Origin of the sequence: Nocardioides sp. GY 10127, from assembly GCF_004919085.1 — a bacterium.
Classification (GTDB): Bacteria; Actinomycetota; Actinomycetes; order Propionibacteriales; family Nocardioidaceae; genus Nocardioides.
This window is the reverse complement of the sequence record NZ_STGL01000003.1, coordinates 304,553-321,778: the sequence shown is the minus strand read 5'-3', so window position 1 is coordinate 321,778 and position 17,226 is coordinate 304,553. Positions and strand designations below refer to the sequence as shown.

At 75.5% G+C, this 17,226-nt stretch carries 16 protein-coding genes; 10 read left to right on the top strand and 6 right to left on the bottom strand.

Annotation, left to right across the window (positions count from 1 at the left end):
* Window positions 1-9 precede the first annotated feature (9 nt).
* Window positions 10-687 carry a TIGR00266 family protein gene (locus tag E8D37_RS05155; protein WP_136568694.1) on the bottom strand — a complete coding sequence of 226 codons (678 nt, stop codon included), beginning with the start codon at window positions 685-687 and terminating at the stop codon, window positions 10-12.
* Between the two features lie 17 nt (window positions 688-704).
* Between E8D37_RS05155 and E8D37_RS05150 the strand changes: the two genes are divergently transcribed.
* Window positions 705-1,133 (top strand): cupin domain-containing protein, encoded by a 429-nt coding sequence (locus E8D37_RS05150; protein ID WP_240770198.1) that lies wholly within the window; start codon window positions 705-707, stop codon window positions 1,131-1,133.
* 267 nt (window positions 1,134-1,400) lie between these two features.
* Here E8D37_RS05150 and E8D37_RS05145 read toward each other — a convergent pair whose 3' ends face one another.
* The gene (locus E8D37_RS05145; RefSeq protein WP_136568693.1) at window positions 1,401-2,036 is read right to left on the bottom strand and encodes a DJ-1/PfpI family protein; all 636 of its coding nucleotides are present in this window, start codon (window positions 2,034-2,036) and stop codon (window positions 1,401-1,403) included.
* 147 nt (window positions 2,037-2,183) lie between these two features.
* On the opposite strand from E8D37_RS05145, the gene E8D37_RS05140 reads away from it, so the two are divergent.
* Together E8D37_RS05140 and E8D37_RS05135 are read left to right on the top strand one after the other, a co-directional pair.
* Window positions 2,184-5,501: an ATP-dependent DNA helicase gene (locus tag E8D37_RS05140; protein ID WP_136568692.1), complete on the top strand. Its 3,318-nt coding sequence runs from the start codon at window positions 2,184-2,186 to the stop codon at window positions 5,499-5,501.
* Window positions 5,498-8,755 (top strand): ATP-dependent DNA helicase, encoded by a 3,258-nt coding sequence (locus tag E8D37_RS05135; RefSeq protein ID WP_240770197.1) that lies wholly within the window; start codon window positions 5,498-5,500, stop codon window positions 8,753-8,755. The genes E8D37_RS05140 and E8D37_RS05135 overlap by 4 nt, the downstream gene beginning before the upstream one ends.
* Here E8D37_RS05135 and E8D37_RS05130 read toward each other — a convergent pair.
* Window positions 8,677-9,894 carry an NAD(P)-binding domain-containing protein gene (locus E8D37_RS05130; protein ID WP_346763581.1) on the bottom strand — a complete coding sequence of 406 codons (1,218 nt, stop codon included), beginning with the start codon at window positions 9,892-9,894 and terminating at the stop codon, window positions 8,677-8,679. The genes E8D37_RS05135 and E8D37_RS05130 overlap by 79 nt on opposite strands.
* 68 nt (window positions 9,895-9,962) lie before the next feature.
* Here E8D37_RS05130 and nudC point away from each other — a divergent pair, with 68 nt between their 5' ends.
* Window positions 9,963-10,940, top strand: coding sequence for an NAD(+) diphosphatase (gene nudC, locus E8D37_RS05125; RefSeq protein WP_136568691.1), 978 nt, complete (start codon window positions 9,963-9,965; stop codon window positions 10,938-10,940).
* A gap of 96 nt (window positions 10,941-11,036) precedes the next feature.
* Here nudC and E8D37_RS05120 read toward each other — a convergent pair whose 3' ends face one another.
* A complete protein-coding gene (locus tag E8D37_RS05120; protein WP_136568690.1) occupies window positions 11,037-11,285 on the bottom strand; it encodes a mycoredoxin in 249 nt (82 codons plus the stop codon).
* 74 nt (window positions 11,286-11,359) lie between these two features.
* On the opposite strand from E8D37_RS05120, the gene E8D37_RS05115 reads away from it, so the two are divergent.
* The 6 genes from E8D37_RS05115 (at window position 11,360) to E8D37_RS19720 (ending at window position 15,691) form a co-directional block, all read left to right on the top strand.
* Window positions 11,360-13,450 carry an ATP-dependent DNA helicase UvrD2 gene (locus tag E8D37_RS05115; protein ID WP_136568689.1) on the top strand — a complete coding sequence of 697 codons (2,091 nt, stop codon included), beginning with the start codon at window positions 11,360-11,362 and terminating at the stop codon, window positions 13,448-13,450.
* A gap of 420 nt (window positions 13,451-13,870) precedes the next feature.
* The gene (locus E8D37_RS05110; protein ID WP_136568688.1) at window positions 13,871-14,188 is read left to right on the top strand and encodes a hypothetical protein; all 318 of its coding nucleotides are present in this window, start codon (window positions 13,871-13,873) and stop codon (window positions 14,186-14,188) included.
* A 239-nt stretch (window positions 14,189-14,427) separates the two neighbouring features.
* Window positions 14,428-14,658 (top strand): WhiB family transcriptional regulator, encoded by a 231-nt coding sequence (locus E8D37_RS05105; protein WP_240770243.1) that lies wholly within the window; start codon window positions 14,428-14,430, stop codon window positions 14,656-14,658.
* Window positions 14,659-14,747: 89 nt separating this feature from the next.
* A complete protein-coding gene (locus tag E8D37_RS19725) occupies window positions 14,748-14,906 on the top strand; it encodes a hypothetical protein (RefSeq protein WP_168929604.1) in 159 nt (52 codons plus the stop codon).
* 73 nt (window positions 14,907-14,979) lie between these two features.
* Window positions 14,980-15,297: a hypothetical protein gene (locus E8D37_RS05100; protein WP_136568686.1), complete on the top strand. Its 318-nt coding sequence runs from the start codon at window positions 14,980-14,982 to the stop codon at window positions 15,295-15,297.
* A gap of 232 nt (window positions 15,298-15,529) precedes the next feature.
* Entirely contained in the window at window positions 15,530-15,691 is a 162-nt protein-coding gene (locus E8D37_RS19720; RefSeq protein WP_168929625.1) for a hypothetical protein, read from the top strand.
* A gap of 13 nt (window positions 15,692-15,704) precedes the next feature.
* Here the strand turns inward: E8D37_RS19720 and E8D37_RS05095 are convergent, their stop codons facing one another.
* A complete protein-coding gene (locus tag E8D37_RS05095; RefSeq protein WP_136568685.1) occupies window positions 15,705-16,658 on the bottom strand; it encodes a hypothetical protein in 954 nt (317 codons plus the stop codon).
* A gap of 143 nt (window positions 16,659-16,801) precedes the next feature.
* The gene (locus E8D37_RS19715) at window positions 16,802-16,960 is read right to left on the bottom strand and encodes a DUF5679 domain-containing protein (protein ID WP_168929624.1); all 159 of its coding nucleotides are present in this window, start codon (window positions 16,958-16,960) and stop codon (window positions 16,802-16,804) included.
* Window positions 16,961-17,226: the final 266 nt, after the last annotated feature.

Below are 17,226 nucleotides of genomic sequence, written 5' to 3'. Positions count from 1 at the left end.
GCCGACCGCTCAGCCGTTGTTCGACGGCTGCGGCAGCTGCGGGATGAGCCAGGACAGGAACGCGTCCTGGCTGCGCGTCTGGAGGTAGAGCCGACCAGGGCCGACGAAGTCGGTCACCAGGCCCTCGCCGCTGAAGAGGGTCGACTTCCAGCCGCCCACCTTGCGCACGCCGTACTGCATCCCCTCGCTCCAGGCGACGAGGTGGCCGGTGTCCACGGTGAAGGTGCGGCCCGGCTCGATGTCGACGGCGTGGATCGCGCCGTAGGAGCTGAGCACCACGTCGCCCGGGCCGGTGATGCGCAGGAGGAAGAAGCCCTCGCGGGAGAAGAAGGTCTTCGCGCCGCCCCACGAGGTGTCGACCTCGACGCCCGCCGAGGAGGCCACGTAGCAGCCGGAGGTGACGAGCAGCGGGTGGTCCACCTGCCACGACACCATGTCGCCGGGAAGCGCCGGGGCGACGTAGAGCTCGGCCCCGTCGTGCTGGGCGGTGAAGGTGTTCATGAAGAAGGACTCTCCGCCCAGGACCGCGCGGCGCAGGCCCTTGAGCAGCCCGCCCTGGGTGGAGGTCTGGATCTCCACGCCGGACATGGCGAGCATGGCGCCGGCCTCCGCGCGGACGGTCTCGCCGGCCGCGAGCTGGAGTCGAGCGGCGGCGTAAGCGGGTCGGTACATGATCTCGGTCTGCACGCTCGCATCATGAACCGGTGGACGCCTCGACGCACCCCCTGGTCCGGACACTTGCCCTCGCCGGGCACCCGGAGGGCGGCTGGTACCGCCAGACGTGGCGCAGCCCGGTGGAGGTGACGCTCCCGGACGGACGCGTGCGCCCCACGGCCACGCTCATCTGGTTCCTCCTCCAGGCAGGGGAGGCCTCCGCCTGGCACCGGGTGAGCAGCGACGAGACCTGGCTCGCGCACACCGGCACGGTCGCTCTCCAGCGGGGCGGCACGGGGGAGCGGCCGGACGAGGCCGGCCCGGTCGTCCTCGTCGGCACCCACGTCGCGGCCGGCGAGGAGGGGCAGGTGCTCGTCCCGGCCGACGAGTGGCAGCGGACGGTGCCGTCGGACGCCGACGCGCTCGTCTCCTGCCTGGTCTCGCCCGGCTTCGACTTCGACGACTTCGAGCTCGCCTGAGCACCCGCCCGCGCGCCGAGACGGACCCGGGGGAGATGGGTGCGGAGCTCGGTCTGGGCGGCCGACTGCCCTCGCGCCGCCGAGGCAGGGCCACCTCCCGCGCACTCGGCAGTGGGGCCCACCCGGGCCCGACTACCGTGTGGGGCCGAGCAGGTTCGCTGCCGTCGGTAGTGGGGCCCGCCCGGGGCCCACTGCCGAGTGCTCAGAGGTGAGTGCCTCGAGGGCGATGTCGGTGCGGTGCCGCCGGGCCCAGGACCGCGAGTCGCCTCAGGAGCCCCAGCCCCACTCCATCTCGTCGACCACGGCGTCGCGCAGGGCCCGACCGCTGAGCTCCTCGACCACGTGCAGGGCCAGGTCGATCCCGGCTGAGATGCCGCCGGAGGTCCACGTCCGCTCGCTCGTGCGGACGAACCGCCGCCCCTCGACGACCTCCACCTCCGGCTCGAGCGCAGCCAGCTCGGCCGAGGCCAGGTGGTGGGTGACCGCGCGGCGGCCGGCGAGGAGCCCCGCGGAGGCGAGCAGGAGCGCGCCGGTGCAGACGCCCAGCAGCCCCTCGACCTGCCCCGCGCGCTCGCGCAGGAAGGCCGCCAGCGTGTCGTCGCCCAGCAGGGCCCGCGTCCCCGCGCCTCCCGGCACCACGAGGAGGTCGACGGCCGGTGCGTCGGCGAGCGTGTGGTCGGGCAGGACGGTGAAGCCACCGCGTCCGGTCACGCGACCCTCGGGGGTGCCGGCGCCGGTGGTGACACCGATCGACACGACCCGGTAGGCGCGCACCCCGCCCGCCTCCTCGGCGAGGTCCCCGGCGACGTTGAAGACCTCGTAGGGGCCTGCGTGGTCGAGGACCTCCATCTCGTCGAAGGCGAGGATGCCGACGGTGCGGGTGGCGGGTGTGGTGGTGGTCATGGGCCGATCCTCGGACGTCGCGCGGCGCCGCGGCCCGCCCCGCGGTGAGCCCGGCAGCATCTCGCCCACATCGGGCGGGATGTCGTTCCCCGCCGGTGCCTCAGGCCTCCTGGAGGGCCTGTCGGTGGCCGGTGGTCGAATACGCGCATGACCACCTCGGGCACCGTCTACCGCCTCGCGCGTCCCAGCGCCCCCGGCGCGCCGCCGACGCTGGACGCCGACCAGCAGCGCGTGGTGGACCACCCGGGCGGTCCGCTGCTCGTCCTCGCCGGCCCCGGCACGGGCAAGACGACGACCCTCGTGGAGGCCATCGCCCGCCGGATCGAGGACGGCGCCCGCCCCGAACAGGTGCTGGCACTGACCTTCTCCCGCAAGGCGGCCGAGCAGCTGCGCGACCGGGTGACCGCGCGCCTCGGGCGGACCATGGCCACGCCGCTGTCGATGACGTTCCACTCGTTCGCCTACGGGCTCATCCGCGAGCTCTCCCCGAGCGACCTGTACGAGGCGCCCCTGCGGCTGCTCTCGGCGCCGGAGTCCGACGTCGTGCTGCGCGAGCTCCTCACCGACGCCCCCGAGTCGGTCAGCTGGCCCGGCCCGCTCGAGCGGGCCCTCGGCACGCGGGGGTTCGCCAAGGAGGTGCACGCCGTGCTCTCCCGGGCGCGCGAGAAGGGTCTGGAGGGGGCGGAGCTCGCGGCGCTCGGGCGGCGGGAGGGGCAGCCCGAGCTGGTGGCGGCGGGACTCTTCCTGGACCAGTACCTCACGATCCTGGACGCCCAGGGCGCCACCGACTACCCGGACCTCATCCGCCGGGCCACGCTGGAGGCCGAGGCGAACCGGGAGCTGCTCCGGGCACGCCTGCGGCACGTCTTCGTGGACGAGTACCAGGACACCGACCCCGGGCAGGTCGCCCTGCTCCGCGCGCTGGCCGGCGACGGCCGCGACCTGGTGGTCGTGGGGGACCCGCACCAGTCGATCTACGCGTTCCGTGGTGCCGAGGTGCGCGGCATCCTCGAGTTCCCCACGGCCTTCCCCCAGCGCGACGGCTCCCCGGCGGACGTGGTGGCGCTGCGCACGACGCGGCGGTTCGGGCCTCGGCTGCTCACCGCCTCGCAGCGCGTGGCCGGGAGGCTGGGGCTGCCCGGCACCATCGACGAGCGTGCCCGGGAGGCCTTCCTGGCGCCGCGTGCCCTCACCGCCGCCGAGGGTGGCGCCCGCTCGGAGGGGCGGGTGGAGGTGCGGACCTTCGACACCGAGCGGGCGGAGGCCGAGCACCTGGCCGACCAGCTACGCCGGGCCCACCTCGAGCACGGGGTCGGCTGGGACGACATGGCCGTGCTCGTCCGCTCGGGCCGCTCGACGATCCCCCCGCTGCGGCGGGCGCTCGCGGCCGCGGGCGTGCCCGTCGAGGTCGGCAGCGACGAGGTGCCGCTGGTGCGCGACCCCGCCGTGCTGCCGCTGCTCGACGCGCTCCGCGCGGTCGTCCACCTCGACGTGCCGGCCGCGCCCCCGGGGGAGCCCGAGGACCTGGACCACGTCGGGCCCGCGCGCGCCGAGGCGCTGCTCACCGGCCCCCTCGGCGGCCTGGACGCCGGGGAGGTCCGCCGGCTCGCCCGCCGGCTGCGGGCCCGGGAGAAGGAGCTCGCCCACGAGGAGGAGCGGACGCCGCGGCCCTCGCGCGACCTGGTCCGCGAGCTGGTGGTGGACGCCGGCTTCGCCGAGCGCCACCTGGGGGTCGTGCCGCCCGCGGGGGAGGCCCCCGAGCTCGCCCGCGCCCTGGCGGTGACGCGCCTGCTCGCCGCCGCCCGGGCCGGCCTCGAGGACGGCGCGGGCGCCGAGGAGCTGCTCTGGCAGCTGTGGTCCGGCACCGCCTGGCCCGCCCGCCTGCGCCGCTCGGTCGAGGCCGGCGGGGCGGCGGCGCGCCGCGCACACCGTGACCTCGACTCCGTGTGCGCGCTGTTCGAGGTCGCCGCCCGGGTGGAGGAGCAGCGCGACCACCTCGGCGTGGCCCCGTTCCTGGCCACCCTGGTGGCCCAGCAGATCCCCGGCGACACGCTCGCGGAGCGCGGCACCCGTGGTGCCGCCGTCCGGCTGCTCACCGCGCACCGCTCGAAGGGCCTGGAGTGGGATCTCGTGGTCGTCGCGCACGTCCAGTCCGAGGGGTGGCCCGACCTGCGCCGCCGCTCCACGCTGCTGCAGGCCGACCGGATCGGCGAGGGCGAGCTGGTGCCCCCGACCTCCCCGCGCGAGCTCCTGGCCGAGGAGCGGCGGCTCTTCTACGTCGCGTGCACCCGGGCCCGGAGCCGGCTGCTCGTCACCGCCGTCGCCAGCCCCGAGGACGAGGGGGAGCAGCCGTCCCGGTTCCTCGACGAGCTGGGCGTCGGCGTGACGCACGTCGTCGGTCGCCCGTCCCGACCGCTGTCCATGGACGGCCTGGTCGCCGAGCTGCGCCGCACGGTGGCGGACCCCGCCGAGCCCGAGCCCCTGCGCCGGGCGGCCGCCCGGCGGCTGGCGCGCCTGGCCGGGGAGCTGCACGCCGTCCCGACCGGCGACGACGAGGGCGCAGCCGCGACGCGGCGCCTCGTCCCCCAGGCGCACCCCTCGTCGTGGTGGGGCACCCGCGCCCCGAGCCGGGCGCCCGAGCCGGTGCGGCCCGCCGACCAGCCGGTCCCGCTGTCGGCCTCCGTGCTCGAGGCGCTGGGGGTCTGCCCGATGCAGTGGTTCCTCGCCCGCGAGGCCGGTGGCGTCGTCCACGCCCACCAGTCCGCCAACCTCGGCCAGATCGTCCACGCCCTGGCGGAGAAGGTCTCCACGGGGGAGATCCAGGCCGGGCCGGACGACGTGGACGTGCTCATGGCCCACGTCGACGAGGTGTGGGGACGGCTGGAGTTCCGCACTCCCTGGTCGGGGCAGCGCGAGCACCGTCGCATCCGGGCGGCCTGCGCCAAGTTCCTGGCCTGGCACCACGGCAACCGCCGTCGGCTCGTCGAGACCGAGGCAGGCTTCACCGCCGAGCTCGACCTGGAGGACGGCGAGCGCGTCCGCCTGCACGGCTACGCCGACCGGGTGGAGCTGGACGAGGAGGGACGCGTGGTCGTGGTCGACCTCAAGACGGGACGCTCCAAGCCGACCGGCCCCGCCGTCGAGCAGCACCTCCAGCTCGGCGTCTACCAGCTGGCCGTGGACCGCGGTGCCGTGGACGAGCTGGTCGGGCAGCGCCCGGCGCGCGCCGGCGGTGCCGAGCTGGTGCAGCTCGGCCTCGAGGACGCCGACACGGCCGTCGTCCAGGCCCAACCGGCGCCCGATCCCGAGGGGCCCTTCCGCGCCGAGCTGGGGGCGCGCATCCGCCGAGCCGCCGTGATGCTGCGGCAGGAGTCGTTCCCCGCGCTCGCCGGCGCCCAGTGCCGGGACTGCCCCTTCGTCCCGCTGTGCCCCCTCAAGTCCGCCGGGGCGGTGATCGCCCAGTGAGCGACGACGTGCTCTTCGACCTGGGCGAGCAGGCGCCGCCGCCGGCGCCGCGCGTCGGGCTGCGGATCGAGACCCCCGAGGACCTGCAACGCCTCATGGGGACGAAGTTCGCGCCCAGCCCCGAGCAGTGGGCCGCCATCTCCGCGCCGCTCGAGCCCGCGGTCGTCATCGCGGGCGCCGGCTCCGGCAAGACCACGCTCATGGCGGCCCGCGTCGTCTACCTCGTGGCGACCGGGCAGGTGCGGCCAGAGCAGGTCCTCGGTCTCACCTTCACCACGAAGGCGGCCAGCGAGCTGCGGCAGCGCGTGCGCACCGCGCTGACCGAGGCGGGGCTCCTCGAGGACGCGCCCCGCGCCGTGGGCGAGGACGCCGAGGAGGTCCTCGAACCGACGGTGCTGACCTACCACGCCTACGCGGCCAACCTGCTCACCGAGCACGGGCTGCGGATCGGCCACGAGCCCGACACCCGGGTGATCACCGACGCGGCGCGCTACCAGCTGGGCGCCCGCGCGGTCGCGGGGTGGACCGGCGAGGTGTCGCGGCTCTCCGACCACCCCCCGACGGTCATCCAGGGCCTGCTCGCTCTGGACGGCGCGATGAGCGAGCACCTCGTCGGCCCCGACGAGGTGCTGGCCGAGGACGAGCGGGCGCGGGCGGGGTTCACCGCCGCGGTGGCCGAGGAGCAGGCGGGCAAGAACCGGAAGACGTACGTGAAGTCGCCGGCCGACTGCCTCGACGTCCTCGACCGGCGCCGTGAGCTCCTCGGCCTGGTCGGCGCCTACCGGCGGCTCAAGCGCGAGCTGGGGCTGATGGACTTCTCCGACCAGATCGAGCTGGCGGCCCGGCTCGCCGACCAGCAGCCGGCCGTGGGCGAGGCCCAGCGGGAGGCCTTCCGCGTCGTCCTGCTCGACGAGTACCAGGACACCTCCGTCGCGCAGGCGCTCTTCCTCGCACGGCTCTTCTCCGGCCCGGACGACGCGCGCGGCCGCGGCCACGCCGTCACCGCCGTCGGCGACCCCAACCAGGCGATCTACGGCTGGCGGGGCGCCTCGGTCTCCAACATCCTCGGGTTCGCCGAGAGCTTCCCGGCCCGGTCCGGTGAGGACGTCGGGCTGTACCACCTCACGGTCAACCGCCGCTCCGACGCCGGCATCCTCGAGGTGGCCAACACGCTGGCCGGCCCGCTGCTGGAGGCCTACGCCGACGTGCAGCCGCTGCGGGCACCCGAGGGCGCCAAGCGGGGTGAGGTGCGGGTGGCGGTCCACGAGACGCACGCCGACGAGCTGACGGCGCTGGTCGCGGACGTCCTGGCCGCGCACGAGGCGGGCACCGGCTGGTCCGGCGTCGGGGTGCTGGTGCGCGACAACGCGCACGCCGCCGACGTGTTCGACGCGCTCACCGGCGCGGGCGTGCCGGTCGAGATCGTCGGTCTCTCCGGCCTGCTCCGGCTGCCGGAGGTCGCCGAGGTGGTCGCCGTCCTGCACCTGCTCGACGACGTGACGGCCAACGACGCCCTCGTCACCCTGCTCTCCGGGGTGCGCTGGGCGGTCGGCCCGCGCGACCTGCGGCTCCTCTTCCAGCGGGCCCAGCAGATCGCGGGCACCCAGCAGCGGGTGGCGCACGCGGACGTGCGGGACGCGCTCGTGGCGATCGCCGACGGGGTCGACCCGGCCGAGGTGCCCAGCCTCGACGACGCCCTGGCCGACCCCGGCGACCTCGACTACTCGCCCGAGGCGCGCGAGCGGTTCGCGCTCCTCGCCGGCGAGCTGCGCTACCTGCGCACGCTGGTGGGGGAGCCGCTGCTCGACGTCGTCCGGCGGATCATCGACCAGACCGGGGCCGACGTGGAGCTGGCCTCGGCGGTCAGCCCGGCGGCCGAGGCACGACGCGACAACCTTGACCTCTTCGTCAAGGCGGTCGCGGACTTCCAGGCGGTCGACGGGGCCGTCACGCTCCCCGCGCTCCTGGCCTACCTGACGGCCGAGGACGACCAGGGCAACGGCCTGGACGTCGCGACGCCGACCGAGGCCGACTCGGTCAAGCTGCTCACGGTCCACCGCTCGAAGGGGCTGGAGTGGGACGCCGTCTTCCTGGTCGGCGTCTGCGACACCCGGTTCCCCACGAACCGCTCCCGCACGCTGTGGACGTCCTCGCCGTCGGTGCTCCCCGCCGCGCTGCGCGGCGACGCCGCCGACCTGCCGCAGCTGGCCGGGTGGGACCGGCCGGCCCTGGAGGCCTACCGGGCCGCCACCCGGGCCCACGACGCCGAGGAGGAGCTGCGGCTGGGCTACGTGGCCCTCACCCGCGCGGCGCACCTGCTGTCGGTGACCTCCTACTGCTGGACCGAGCGCAAGACGCCGTTCGGTCCGTCGTCCTACCAGGAGACGATCCGGGACGTCCTGCGCTCCTGGGGCCAGGAGCCCGCGTGGCGGGACAAGCCGGCGAAGGACGACCCGAACCCGTACGCCGCCGTCGACCCGTCCCGGCCCTGGCCGGCGACCGAGGCGGGGCGCGAGAGCCTCCTGCGCAGGGAGGCGGCCAGGCGGGTCCTCGAGGCCGTCCCCGGCGAGCCCGACGAGGGGCTGGACATGCTCGAGGCGGCCCGGGTGGCGGAGTGGGACGAAGAGCTGGACCGGCTGCTCGCCGAGGCCCGACGCGACCGGTCCGGCGTCGTGGAGGTGCCGCGCCCCTCCAGCCTGTCGGCCACGTCCCTGGCCCGGCTGCGCGACGACCCCGGCGCGTTCGCCCGGGAGCTCGCCCGTCCGATGCCGAGGCCGCCGGCCCCCGCCGCACGGTTCGGCACCCGCTTCCACGCCTGGGTCGAGGCCCGCTTCGGCCAGCAGGGGCTGTTCGACGACGAGGACCTGCCGGGGCAGGGCGACGCCGGGATCGAGAGCGACGCCGACCTGGCGGAGCTCACCGCCGCGTTCGAGGAGGGCCCGTTCGGCAGCCGGGTGCCGTACCGGGTCGAGGCCCCGTTCGCGCTCGTCCTGGAGCACCAGGTGGTGCGCGGTCGGATCGACGCCGTCTACCGCGACCCCGACGGCACCTTCCTGGTCGTGGACTGGAAGACGGGCCGGCGGACGGACTCCGACCCGCTCCAGCTCGCGCTGTACCGGCTCGCCTGGGCAGAGCTCGAGGGGCTCGACCCCGCGGACGTGCGGTGCGCGTTCTTCTACGTGCGCAGCGGGACGCTGGTGGAGCCGGACGGGCTGCCGGACCGGGAGGAGCTGGGGCTGCTGCTGGGCTCTTGACCCGGCTCCTGACCCGCCTCCTGACCCGCGAGCAGCGCCCGCCGGACGCCCAGCGCGGCCGCGCGCCCCGCCCGGCTGGCCCCGACGGTGCTGGCCGACGGCCCGTAGCCCACGAGCTGCACGCGGGGGTCCGCCACCGCGGTCGTGCCGAGCCGGTCGAGCTGGATGCCGCCCGCCGCCGAGCGGAGGTGGAGGGGCGCCAGGTGCGCGACGGCGGGGCGGAAGCCGGTTGCCCACAGCACCGCCTGCGCGGGCTCGAAGGTCCCGTCCGCGAAGCGCACCCCGTCCGGCTCCAGGCGCGTGAAGACCGGCCTGGGGTCGGCGTACGCCCCGAGCGCCTCCGCGGCCCGTTCCTGGGGACGCAGCACCAGCCCGGTCACGCTCACCACGCTGGCGGGCGGCAGCCCGGCGCGGACCCGCTCCTCCACCAGGGCCACCGCCTCGCGGCCGGCCTCCGGGGTGAAGTCGTCGGTGCGCCAGACCGGCGGTCGGCGGGTCACCCACAGCGTGTCCGTCACGAGCGCGAGCTCGCCGAGCAGCTGCACCGCGCTCGCGCCGGCACCCACGACGACGGTCCGCAGGCCGCGGAAGGCCTCGGCGCCCGGGTAGTCGTGGGTGTGCACCTGCAGGCCGCGGAAGTCGCGGGCGCCGGGGTAGTGCGGCACGAACGGTCGGGTCCAGGTGCCGGTGGCGTTCACCAGCGTCCGGCCCCACCACGATCCGCCGGCGTCGTCGGTGACCCGGAACAGCCCGGCCCGCTCGGCGTCCTGCTCCTCCTCGACGCGCACGACCCGCACGGGCCGCACCACGGGCAGGTCGTGGCGGCGCTCGTAGTCGGCGAACCGGGCGGGCACCAGCGTGTTGGCGCGCGCGGTCGGGTCTGGCTCGGGCGCGTGGTCGTCGGGGAGGTCGGCGACGCCGTGGACGTCGGCCATGCTCAGGGAGTCCCATCGGTGCCGCCACGCACCGCCGGGGGCGGCGTCGGCGTCGAGGACGACGTGCTCGACCCCGAGCCGAAGCAGGTGGTAGGACGCGGCCAGCCCGGCCTGGCCCGCGCCGACGACGACGGCGTCCCAGGTCCGACCCGCCTCGGACAGCGGCGTCCCGGGAGGGGGTGCCGACCCGTCCGTGCTGCTCACGCCCGGCACAACCGCCGACCACCCTGCGGTGTTCCGACACCTGTGGCCGGCCGGTAGCGTCGAGAGTCGTGACGCACCCCCACGAGCAGCTGTCCGCCGGCGCCCACGACCGGCTCGCCGAGCACCGCGACGACCAGGCCTGGTTGGACGACCGCTGGGACGACCCCTCGACCGGGGTGATCGTCCTCGCGGGCGCGCGCCTCGACCGGCGTCCCGAGGGCGGCGTCCGCTGGACGACGTCCGCGGCCGCGCCCGAGGGCGAGCGCGTGCTGCTCGGTCAGGCGGCCGGTCGGACCTGGTTCGCGGTGCTCACCGCGACCGACACCGAGGGGCAGCAGGACGCCGACTGGCGCAGCCTGCGCGACCTGCTCTCCGACGTCGTGTCGGGGGCGGCTGACGGGACGGTTGGCGTGGTGGATGACGGGGCGGCCGGCGGGGCGGCCGACGTCGCCGAGCCCGTCCCCACGCCGGTGCTGCTGCACGCGGTCGCGGTCGCCGAGTGGCGGCGGGCCGCCCGCTTCTGCCCGCGCTGCGGGTCGCCGCTGCTGATGCGTCGGGCGGGCCACGAGCTGCGGTGCGAGGCGAACGACCACCCGCAGTTCCCCCGGCTCGACCCCGCGGTGATCATGCTCGTGGCCCACGGCGAGCCCGGCGCAGAGGACGAGCGCTGCCTGCTGGGTCGCCAGCGGGTGTGGCCCGAGGGCCGCTACTCGACCCTGGCCGGCTTCTGCGAGCCCGGCGAGCCGCTGGAGGACGCGGTGCGGCGCGAGGTGCACGAGGAGGCCGGCGTCCGCGTGGGGGAGGTGGCCTACTTCGGCAACCAGCCCTGGCCGCTGCCGCAGAGCCTCATGCTCGGCTTCAGGGCCCGCGCGGTGACCACGGACATCGCCCTCCTGGACGACGAGCTCGTGGACGCGCGCTGGTTCACCCGCGCCGAGCTCGCCGAGCACGCGGCACTGGGCACGATCGTCCTGCCCCGCGGCGTCTCCATCAGCCGCTCGCTCATCGAGGACTGGTACGGCGGGGCGCTCCCCGGCTCCTGGTGACGTGCGCCCCCGGACGCACGACGGCCCGGCCCCCGGGGAGCAGGGGCCGGGCCGGACGGGGGCTCGGGTGGGTCAGGCCAAGGATCTGGCCGGAGATCAGGCCAGCGCGGCCAGCTTCTCCTTGACCTGCGCGAGGGACGGGTTCGTCACCGCGGACCCGTCGGCGAACACGAGGGTCGGCACGGTCTGGTTGCCGCCGTTGTGCTTCTCCACGAGGTCGGCGGCCTCGGGGACCTGCTCGATGTCGACCACGTCGTAGGCGATGCCCTCGCGGTCGAGCTGGCTCTTGAGGCGGTGGCAGTAGCCGCACCACGGGGTCGTGTACATCGTGAAGCCGGCGGTCATCAGCGCTGTCCCCTCCGGGATCTAGGGTGTGGGTCGCTGCTTGAACCGTCGACCACCCGGAGTTGTTCCCGCTGATGTCCACCCGCCCCACCCCCGGCGCCGGAGCCGGCGCGCGCTCCGGTCCGGAAGCCCTGCTCGACGCGCTCGACCCCGAGCAGCGGCAGGTGGCCGAGACGCTGCGCGGGCCGGTCCGGGTGCTGGCCGGCGCGGGCACCGGCAAGACCCGGGCGATCACCCACCGGATCGCCTACGGCGTGGCCACGGGGCTCTACGTGCCCACGGAGGTCCTGGCGGTCACGTTCACCACCCGCGCGGCGGGGGAGATGCGTCAGCGGTTGCGGACGCTAGGCGCCGGCGGCGTCCAGGCCCGCACCTTCCACTCGGCGGCGCTGCGGCAGCTGCGCTACTTCTGGCCGCACGTCCACGGGACCGGCCTGCCCGAGCTCACCGAGTCCAAGATCGGGCTGCTCGCCGGGGCCGCCCGACGACTGCGGCTGCGGCTGGACCAGGCGACGCTGCGCGACCTCGCCGGCGAGATCGAGTGGGCCAAGGTCAGCAACGTCGAGCCCGAGTCCTACCCGCGGCTCGCCGCGGCGCGCGGACGCTCGGTCAACGGCCTCGAGGCCGAGACGGTGGCCCGGGTCCTCGGCGTGTACGAGGAGGTCAAGCGCGCCGAGGGTCGGATGGACATGGAGGACGCGCTGCTCCTCACCGCCGGCCTCCTGGCCGACGAGGAGCGGGTGGCCGCCCAGGTCCGGCGCCAGTACAAGTGGTTCGTCGTCGACGAGTTCCAGGACGTCTCGCCGCTCCAGTCCGCCCTGCTCGACCTCTGGCTCGGCGGGCGCGACGAGCTGTGCGTGGTCGGCGACCCGGCGCAGACCATCTACTCCTTCGCCGGCGCCGACGCGGACTACCTGCGGGACTTCCCCCGCAAGTACCCCGGGACGACCTCGGTCGAGCTGGTGCGCAGCTACCGCTCGACCCCGCAGGTGGTCGGGCTGGCCAACGACCTCCTCGCCGGCAGCCCCAGCCAGGGCGTGTCCCTCCGGGCCCAGCGCGAGGGCGGTCCCGCCGTGGCCTTCCGGCCCTCCTCCGACGAGGTCGCCGAGGCCGAGGAGGTCGCCGCACGCGTCCTCGCGCTGAAGCAGGAGGGGCGCTCGCTGGGGGAGGTCGCGGTGCTGTTCCGGATCAACGCCCAGTCGGAGAAGTTCGAGGAGGCGCTCGCGGCCCGCGCCCTGCCCTACGTGGTGCGTGGCGCCGGACGCTTCTTCGACCGCCCCGAGGTTCGCGAGGCCGTCACCCGCATCCGCGGCGCCGCCCGCTCCCAGCAGGGCGACGACGAGCCGCTGGACGTCGTCCACGCCACCCTGTCCGCGATGGGCTGGACGACGCAGGCGCCCACCTCGCGCGGCCAGACCCGGGACCGCTGGGAGTCCTGGCAGGCCCTGGCCGACCAGGCGGAGGAGTTCCTCGCCGCCGCGGCCGCGGACGGCGTGGAGGACCCGCTGGGCGCCCTCGTCGACGACCTCGACCGGCGTGCGGCCGAGCAGTACGCGCCCGTGGCCGACGGCGTCACGCTCTCGACCTTCCACGCGGCCAAGGGCCTGGAGTGGGACGTCGTGTTCTGCGTCGGCCTCCAGGACGGCACGCTCCCCATCACCTACGCGGAGAGCCCTGCCCAGGTCGAGGAGGAGCGCCGGCTGCTCTACGTCGGCGTGACCCGCGCCCGCGAGCGGCTGGAGCTCTCGTGGTCGGCGTCCCGCAACCCCGGGGGTCGGGCCAGCCGCAAGCCCTCGCGCTTCCTGGACCCGGTGCTGCCCGCGTCCGCCCGCCCTGACCCGGACGCCGGGCGCCGGCGCAGCGGACGAGCGATGACCTGCCGCGAGTGCGGCAAGCCCCTGGGTGGCCCGGCGGAGAAGAAGCGCGGACGCTGCTCCGACTGCCCGGCGTCCTACGACGAGGCGCTGTACGAGCGGCTGCGCGAGTGGCGCAAGGAGCGTGCGGACGCGGACAAGGTGCCGGCCTACGTGGTCTTCACCGACGCGACCCTCCAGCTCGTGGCCGAGCTGCGCCCCACCGACGAGCAGGCGCTGCTGCGCATCGCCGGCATCGGCCGGTCGAAGGTGGAGAAGTACGGCGAGGACGTCCTCGCGCTGCTCGCCTGAGGGCGGTGGCTGAGCAACCTGGTGGGGTGCTGGGTCGGTTGCTGGCGCACCGCTGGTCGGCGGGTGGTGGGGGAGCGGTGGCTGGGCAACCTGGTGGGGTGCTGGGTCGGTTGCTGGCGCACCGCTGGTCGGCGGGTGGTGGGGGAGCGGTGGCTGGGCAACCTGGTGGTGTGCTGGGTCGGTTGCTGGCGCACCGCCACCCATCGGGCCGCGGCGCCGGCGGTGGCTGGGCAACCCACGCGGGGCTCGTCGGGTCGCCCGAACGGGTGGGTCCCCGGCTCGACCAGATGTTTTTTCATCATCAGCAAGAAAATAGTTTGCCCCTTACACAGCGCCGCGGATAACGTGCTGCCCACGTAGTCCCCGCGCACCCGGCCCTGGCACGGCCCGCGCCCGATGACACCGAAGGAGGTGGAGCTCATGTTCACGACGATCACTCTGATCGGCAGCACGGCGGAGAAGTCCGTCCTGCGCGCCTCCGTGTCCGGCTCCGCCCTCCTGTCCGGCGGCGTCCACTGCGGTGGCTCCCGTGTCCGTGGCACCCGTGCGTCCTTCGCCGGCCTGGCCCCGATCGCGGGCATGACCACCGGCGTGCGTGGCACCGAGGCCGTCCCGGCCCAGGGCTGGGCCGCGCAGGCGGATGCCCCGCAGGCCTACGGCACCGCCGTCGCCGCGCACACCGTGAAGCCGATCTTTGCCCGCACCCAGGGTGCCGGAGCCTGGAGTCCGCCTGTCTGAGCCTCGTCTCAGCAGCAGCCTCCAGGCCGCGGAACCCGACAGGGCTCCGCGGCCTTCGTGTTTCTCCGGGGGAGATCCCCCGGGAGGACACGTCGGTCGCCGGGTCCCTCGCACGCCAGCAACCCGACCAGGTCACCGAGAGGAGGTGAGACGAAGACATGACCGCCTACGTTCTGGACCGCGTGGCCGAGCCGACCCTCGGCCAGCTCCACGACGTGGGGACCGACGCAGACGAGGCCATGCCGTGCCGGGTCGAGAACCCCGAGCTCTGGTTCGCCGAGTCGCCCGCCGACGTCGAGGCAGCCAAGGCCCTGTGCCTGAGCTGCCCCGTGCGCGAGCTCTGCCTGGACGGCGCCCTGGAGCGCCGCGAGCCGTGGGGTGTGTGGGGTGGCCAGCTGTTCCTGTCGGGAGTCGTGGTGCCGCGCAAGCGGCCCCGCGGACGTCCCCGCAAGAGCGAGAGCGCCGTCTGACCCGCCCTCCGTCCCGTCCCCGTGACACCCACCGCCCAGATCCTTCCGACCACCAGCAACCGACCACCGCTTCCCTGATGGAGAAACCCATGAACGCCGACTTCCTCGCCCGCCAGCAGATTGCGGCACGCGTGGACGACGCCGCCCGCCGGCGCCGCGCCCACGACCTCGGACGCGCCGGACGCCTCGCCCGCAAGGCCGAGCGCTTCGCCGCCTCCGCCCGTGCCGACCTCTCCCGGGCCCTCTGACCCGGCCGCTCCGCCCGCACACCGCCGGCACCGCAGCCGACCAGAGCAGCACCTCACCGAAGGAGAACCAGACATGAGCACCGTGACGCAGGAGCGCACCCGCGCCGCCGAGACCAGCGCACTGACCAGCCCGCTCCAGGGCGACCACGCCGGGGACTCCCCGGCCCCCCGCTCGCCGCAGTCGGCGAGCACCGACACCCAGCGACACCACACCGGGAGCACCGACATGCACCTCATGCCAGAAGAACTGGCCCGCGCACAGAGAGAGGCACGCCTCTCCGAGACGCTGCAGCGCCGACGGGGTCACCACCTCGCCCGCGCCCAGCGCCTCTCCCGCCGGGCGGAGAGGGCCGCGCTGCGCGCCCGCCTCGCGCTCGCGCGGGCCCTGTGACGGGTCCTGTGACGGGTCCTGTGACGGGCCCAATGACGGGTCCTGTGACGAGCGGGGCGCCCCCGGGCGTACCGCAGCTCACCACCACCCACTGCACCACCGCACCACGGCCCGGCCGGGCCTCGCCCCGGCCGGGCCGCCGTGCGTCCGGGCCCGTCCGTTCGATCAGCCGTCCGTTCGATCAGCCGGCCGTTCGAGCGTCCGGGCGGCGGCACGCGCCTACGCTGGACGCATGGCGACCTGCGACTTCTGCGGGGTGGTCGAGGACGACCCCGCTGGTGCCCTGACCTGGGCGACGTCCGTGGAGAAGGGCGTGCGCCGCTCGTACTGCACCGACTGCTCGCGCGAGCACCTGCGCTCGCTGGAGGCGAAGCTCGACTCCGAGTGGTGGTGACGGGGCGGAAGGTTCAATCGCTCCCGGTGCCTCGCCCACCGAGGACCGTCCGCCCGCCCCAGGTGCAGGGGCACTGGGGGTGTCGGCCCCACTCCTGGGAGGCCGCGGTCCGCGCCACTTCGATGGTCGTCGACCACGTCGTCGGATGGTCGCCGTCGACGTGGGCCAGTGCTTCGTGGGCGGCCCAGCCGGCGGCCAGGGCCAGCAGCACCGGCTCGACCGCGGGGGCGGGGCAGGGCTGGGCGAGCAGCAACGGGTGCCGTGGGTCGAGGTCCGTGCGGTGGGCGTCGACGCACCGCAGGCAGGCCGTCAGCCCCGGCACGGTGAGCGGGCCCAGCCGGACCCTCCCCGCGAGGAGCGCGACGGGCAGGTGAGGCACACCGGCGGCGACCCGGCGGTCGATCGCGTCGCGGTCGGGCTCGCCCTGGCTCACCAGGACCTCGAGGATCGCCCCCGAGTCGACGGCCCCCGCGACGTCCGCGCCCCTGCCGTGCACGCCCGAGGCGTCCATCAGCGAGGCGACGCCGGCCGCCAGGGACGAGGACACGGCAGCCTCGTCGCAGACCACGACCTCCACGCGCGCGGCCGCTCGGCGACCGTGCCGACGGTGCGCCGAGGCGGCATCGGCGTCCAGGAGTCCCGCCGGCAGCTCCGGGCCCGCGGACCCGACCAGTCGCGCGCGGCGCAACCGGGCGAGCGCGCCCGCTTCGCGCGCCGTGAGCGGGGCACCCTCCGGCAGCCCCCGCCGCAGGTCCTCCAGGAGACGTCGGACGTCCGGGTGCTCCGGCAGGAGGCACACCGTCCCGGGCCACCGGCCCACCTGGAGGTGGTCGAGGTCGCGACGGAGCACGCCCGCCCCGGGCGCCAGGCGCAGGCTCGGGACGCTGCCCGGCACAGCTTCACGGGCTGCGTCCCGGGCTGCGGAACCGGACGGCGTGGGACGGGTCGGCGTGGGGCGGGTCGGCATGCCGCCGTCCTTCCCCGCGCGCTGGGGCGGACGCCTCCGTCCACAGGAAAAATGGCACGGCGGCGGCCCCGCGTCGCGGGAGCCACCGCCGTTGCGTCCGGGCCTGCGCCCGAGGGCGCGGCCGGATCAGCAGGGTCTGGTGCTCAGGCCTTGCCGAGGATGCGGTTGAGGTTGGTGCTGCAGACCGGGCACTGGGCCTTGGCCATGCGGGTGCCCTTGTCGTTGACCTTGACCTCGCCGGTCGCCTCGCGCTTCTCCTTGCACTTGACGCAGTAGAACTCGCCGCTCCAGGTCTCCGCCATGACGGCCTCCTTGATGTCTGTGGGGTGTACGTGGTGCTCTGCGGGAGCGCTGGGGCGCCCGCCGCGGCCCGGCGCTGGGCGGCCGGGCTGCGGATGACACTACGGCACGCCGTCCGCGGTGCGACGGCGGCGCACCGCCCGCGTGGCGTCAAGGCCGGGTGGGCGGGGAACCCGGCGGGCGGGGCGATCAAGCGGGCAGGGCCTCTGGAACCGGCCGCCGGGCACCCCCGGGGAGGTTGTCCCAAGGTGTGGAGAAGGGTGTGGAA

Coding starts and splice junctions, on each gene's coding strand:
- E8D37_RS05115 (WP_136568689.1), top strand. CDS start 11,360: ATGTCCACCCGCCCCACCCCCGGCGCCGGAGCCGGCGCGCGCTCCGGT.
- E8D37_RS05120 (WP_136568690.1), bottom strand. CDS start 11,285: ATGACCGCCGGCTTCACGATGTACACGACCCCGTGGTGCGGCTACTGC.
- E8D37_RS19720 (WP_168929625.1), top strand. CDS start 15,530: ATGGCGACCTGCGACTTCTGCGGGGTGGTCGAGGACGACCCCGCTGGT.
- E8D37_RS05100 (WP_136568686.1), top strand. CDS start 14,980: ATGAGCACCGTGACGCAGGAGCGCACCCGCGCCGCCGAGACCAGCGCA.
- E8D37_RS05095 (WP_136568685.1), bottom strand. CDS start 16,658: ATGCCGACCCGCCCCACGCCGACCCGTCCCACGCCGTCCGGTTCCGCA.
- E8D37_RS05110 (WP_136568688.1), top strand. CDS start 13,871: ATGTTCACGACGATCACTCTGATCGGCAGCACGGCGGAGAAGTCCGTC.
- E8D37_RS05145 (WP_136568693.1), bottom strand. CDS start 2,036: ATGACCACCACCACACCCGCCACCCGCACCGTCGGCATCCTCGCCTTC.
- E8D37_RS19715 (WP_168929624.1), bottom strand. CDS start 16,960: ATGGCGGAGACCTGGAGCGGCGAGTTCTACTGCGTCAAGTGCAAGGAG.
- E8D37_RS19725 (WP_168929604.1), top strand. CDS start 14,748: ATGAACGCCGACTTCCTCGCCCGCCAGCAGATTGCGGCACGCGTGGAC.
- E8D37_RS05105 (WP_240770243.1), top strand. CDS start 14,428: ATGCCGTGCCGGGTCGAGAACCCCGAGCTCTGGTTCGCCGAGTCGCCC.
- E8D37_RS05140 (WP_136568692.1), top strand. CDS start 2,184: ATGACCACCTCGGGCACCGTCTACCGCCTCGCGCGTCCCAGCGCCCCC.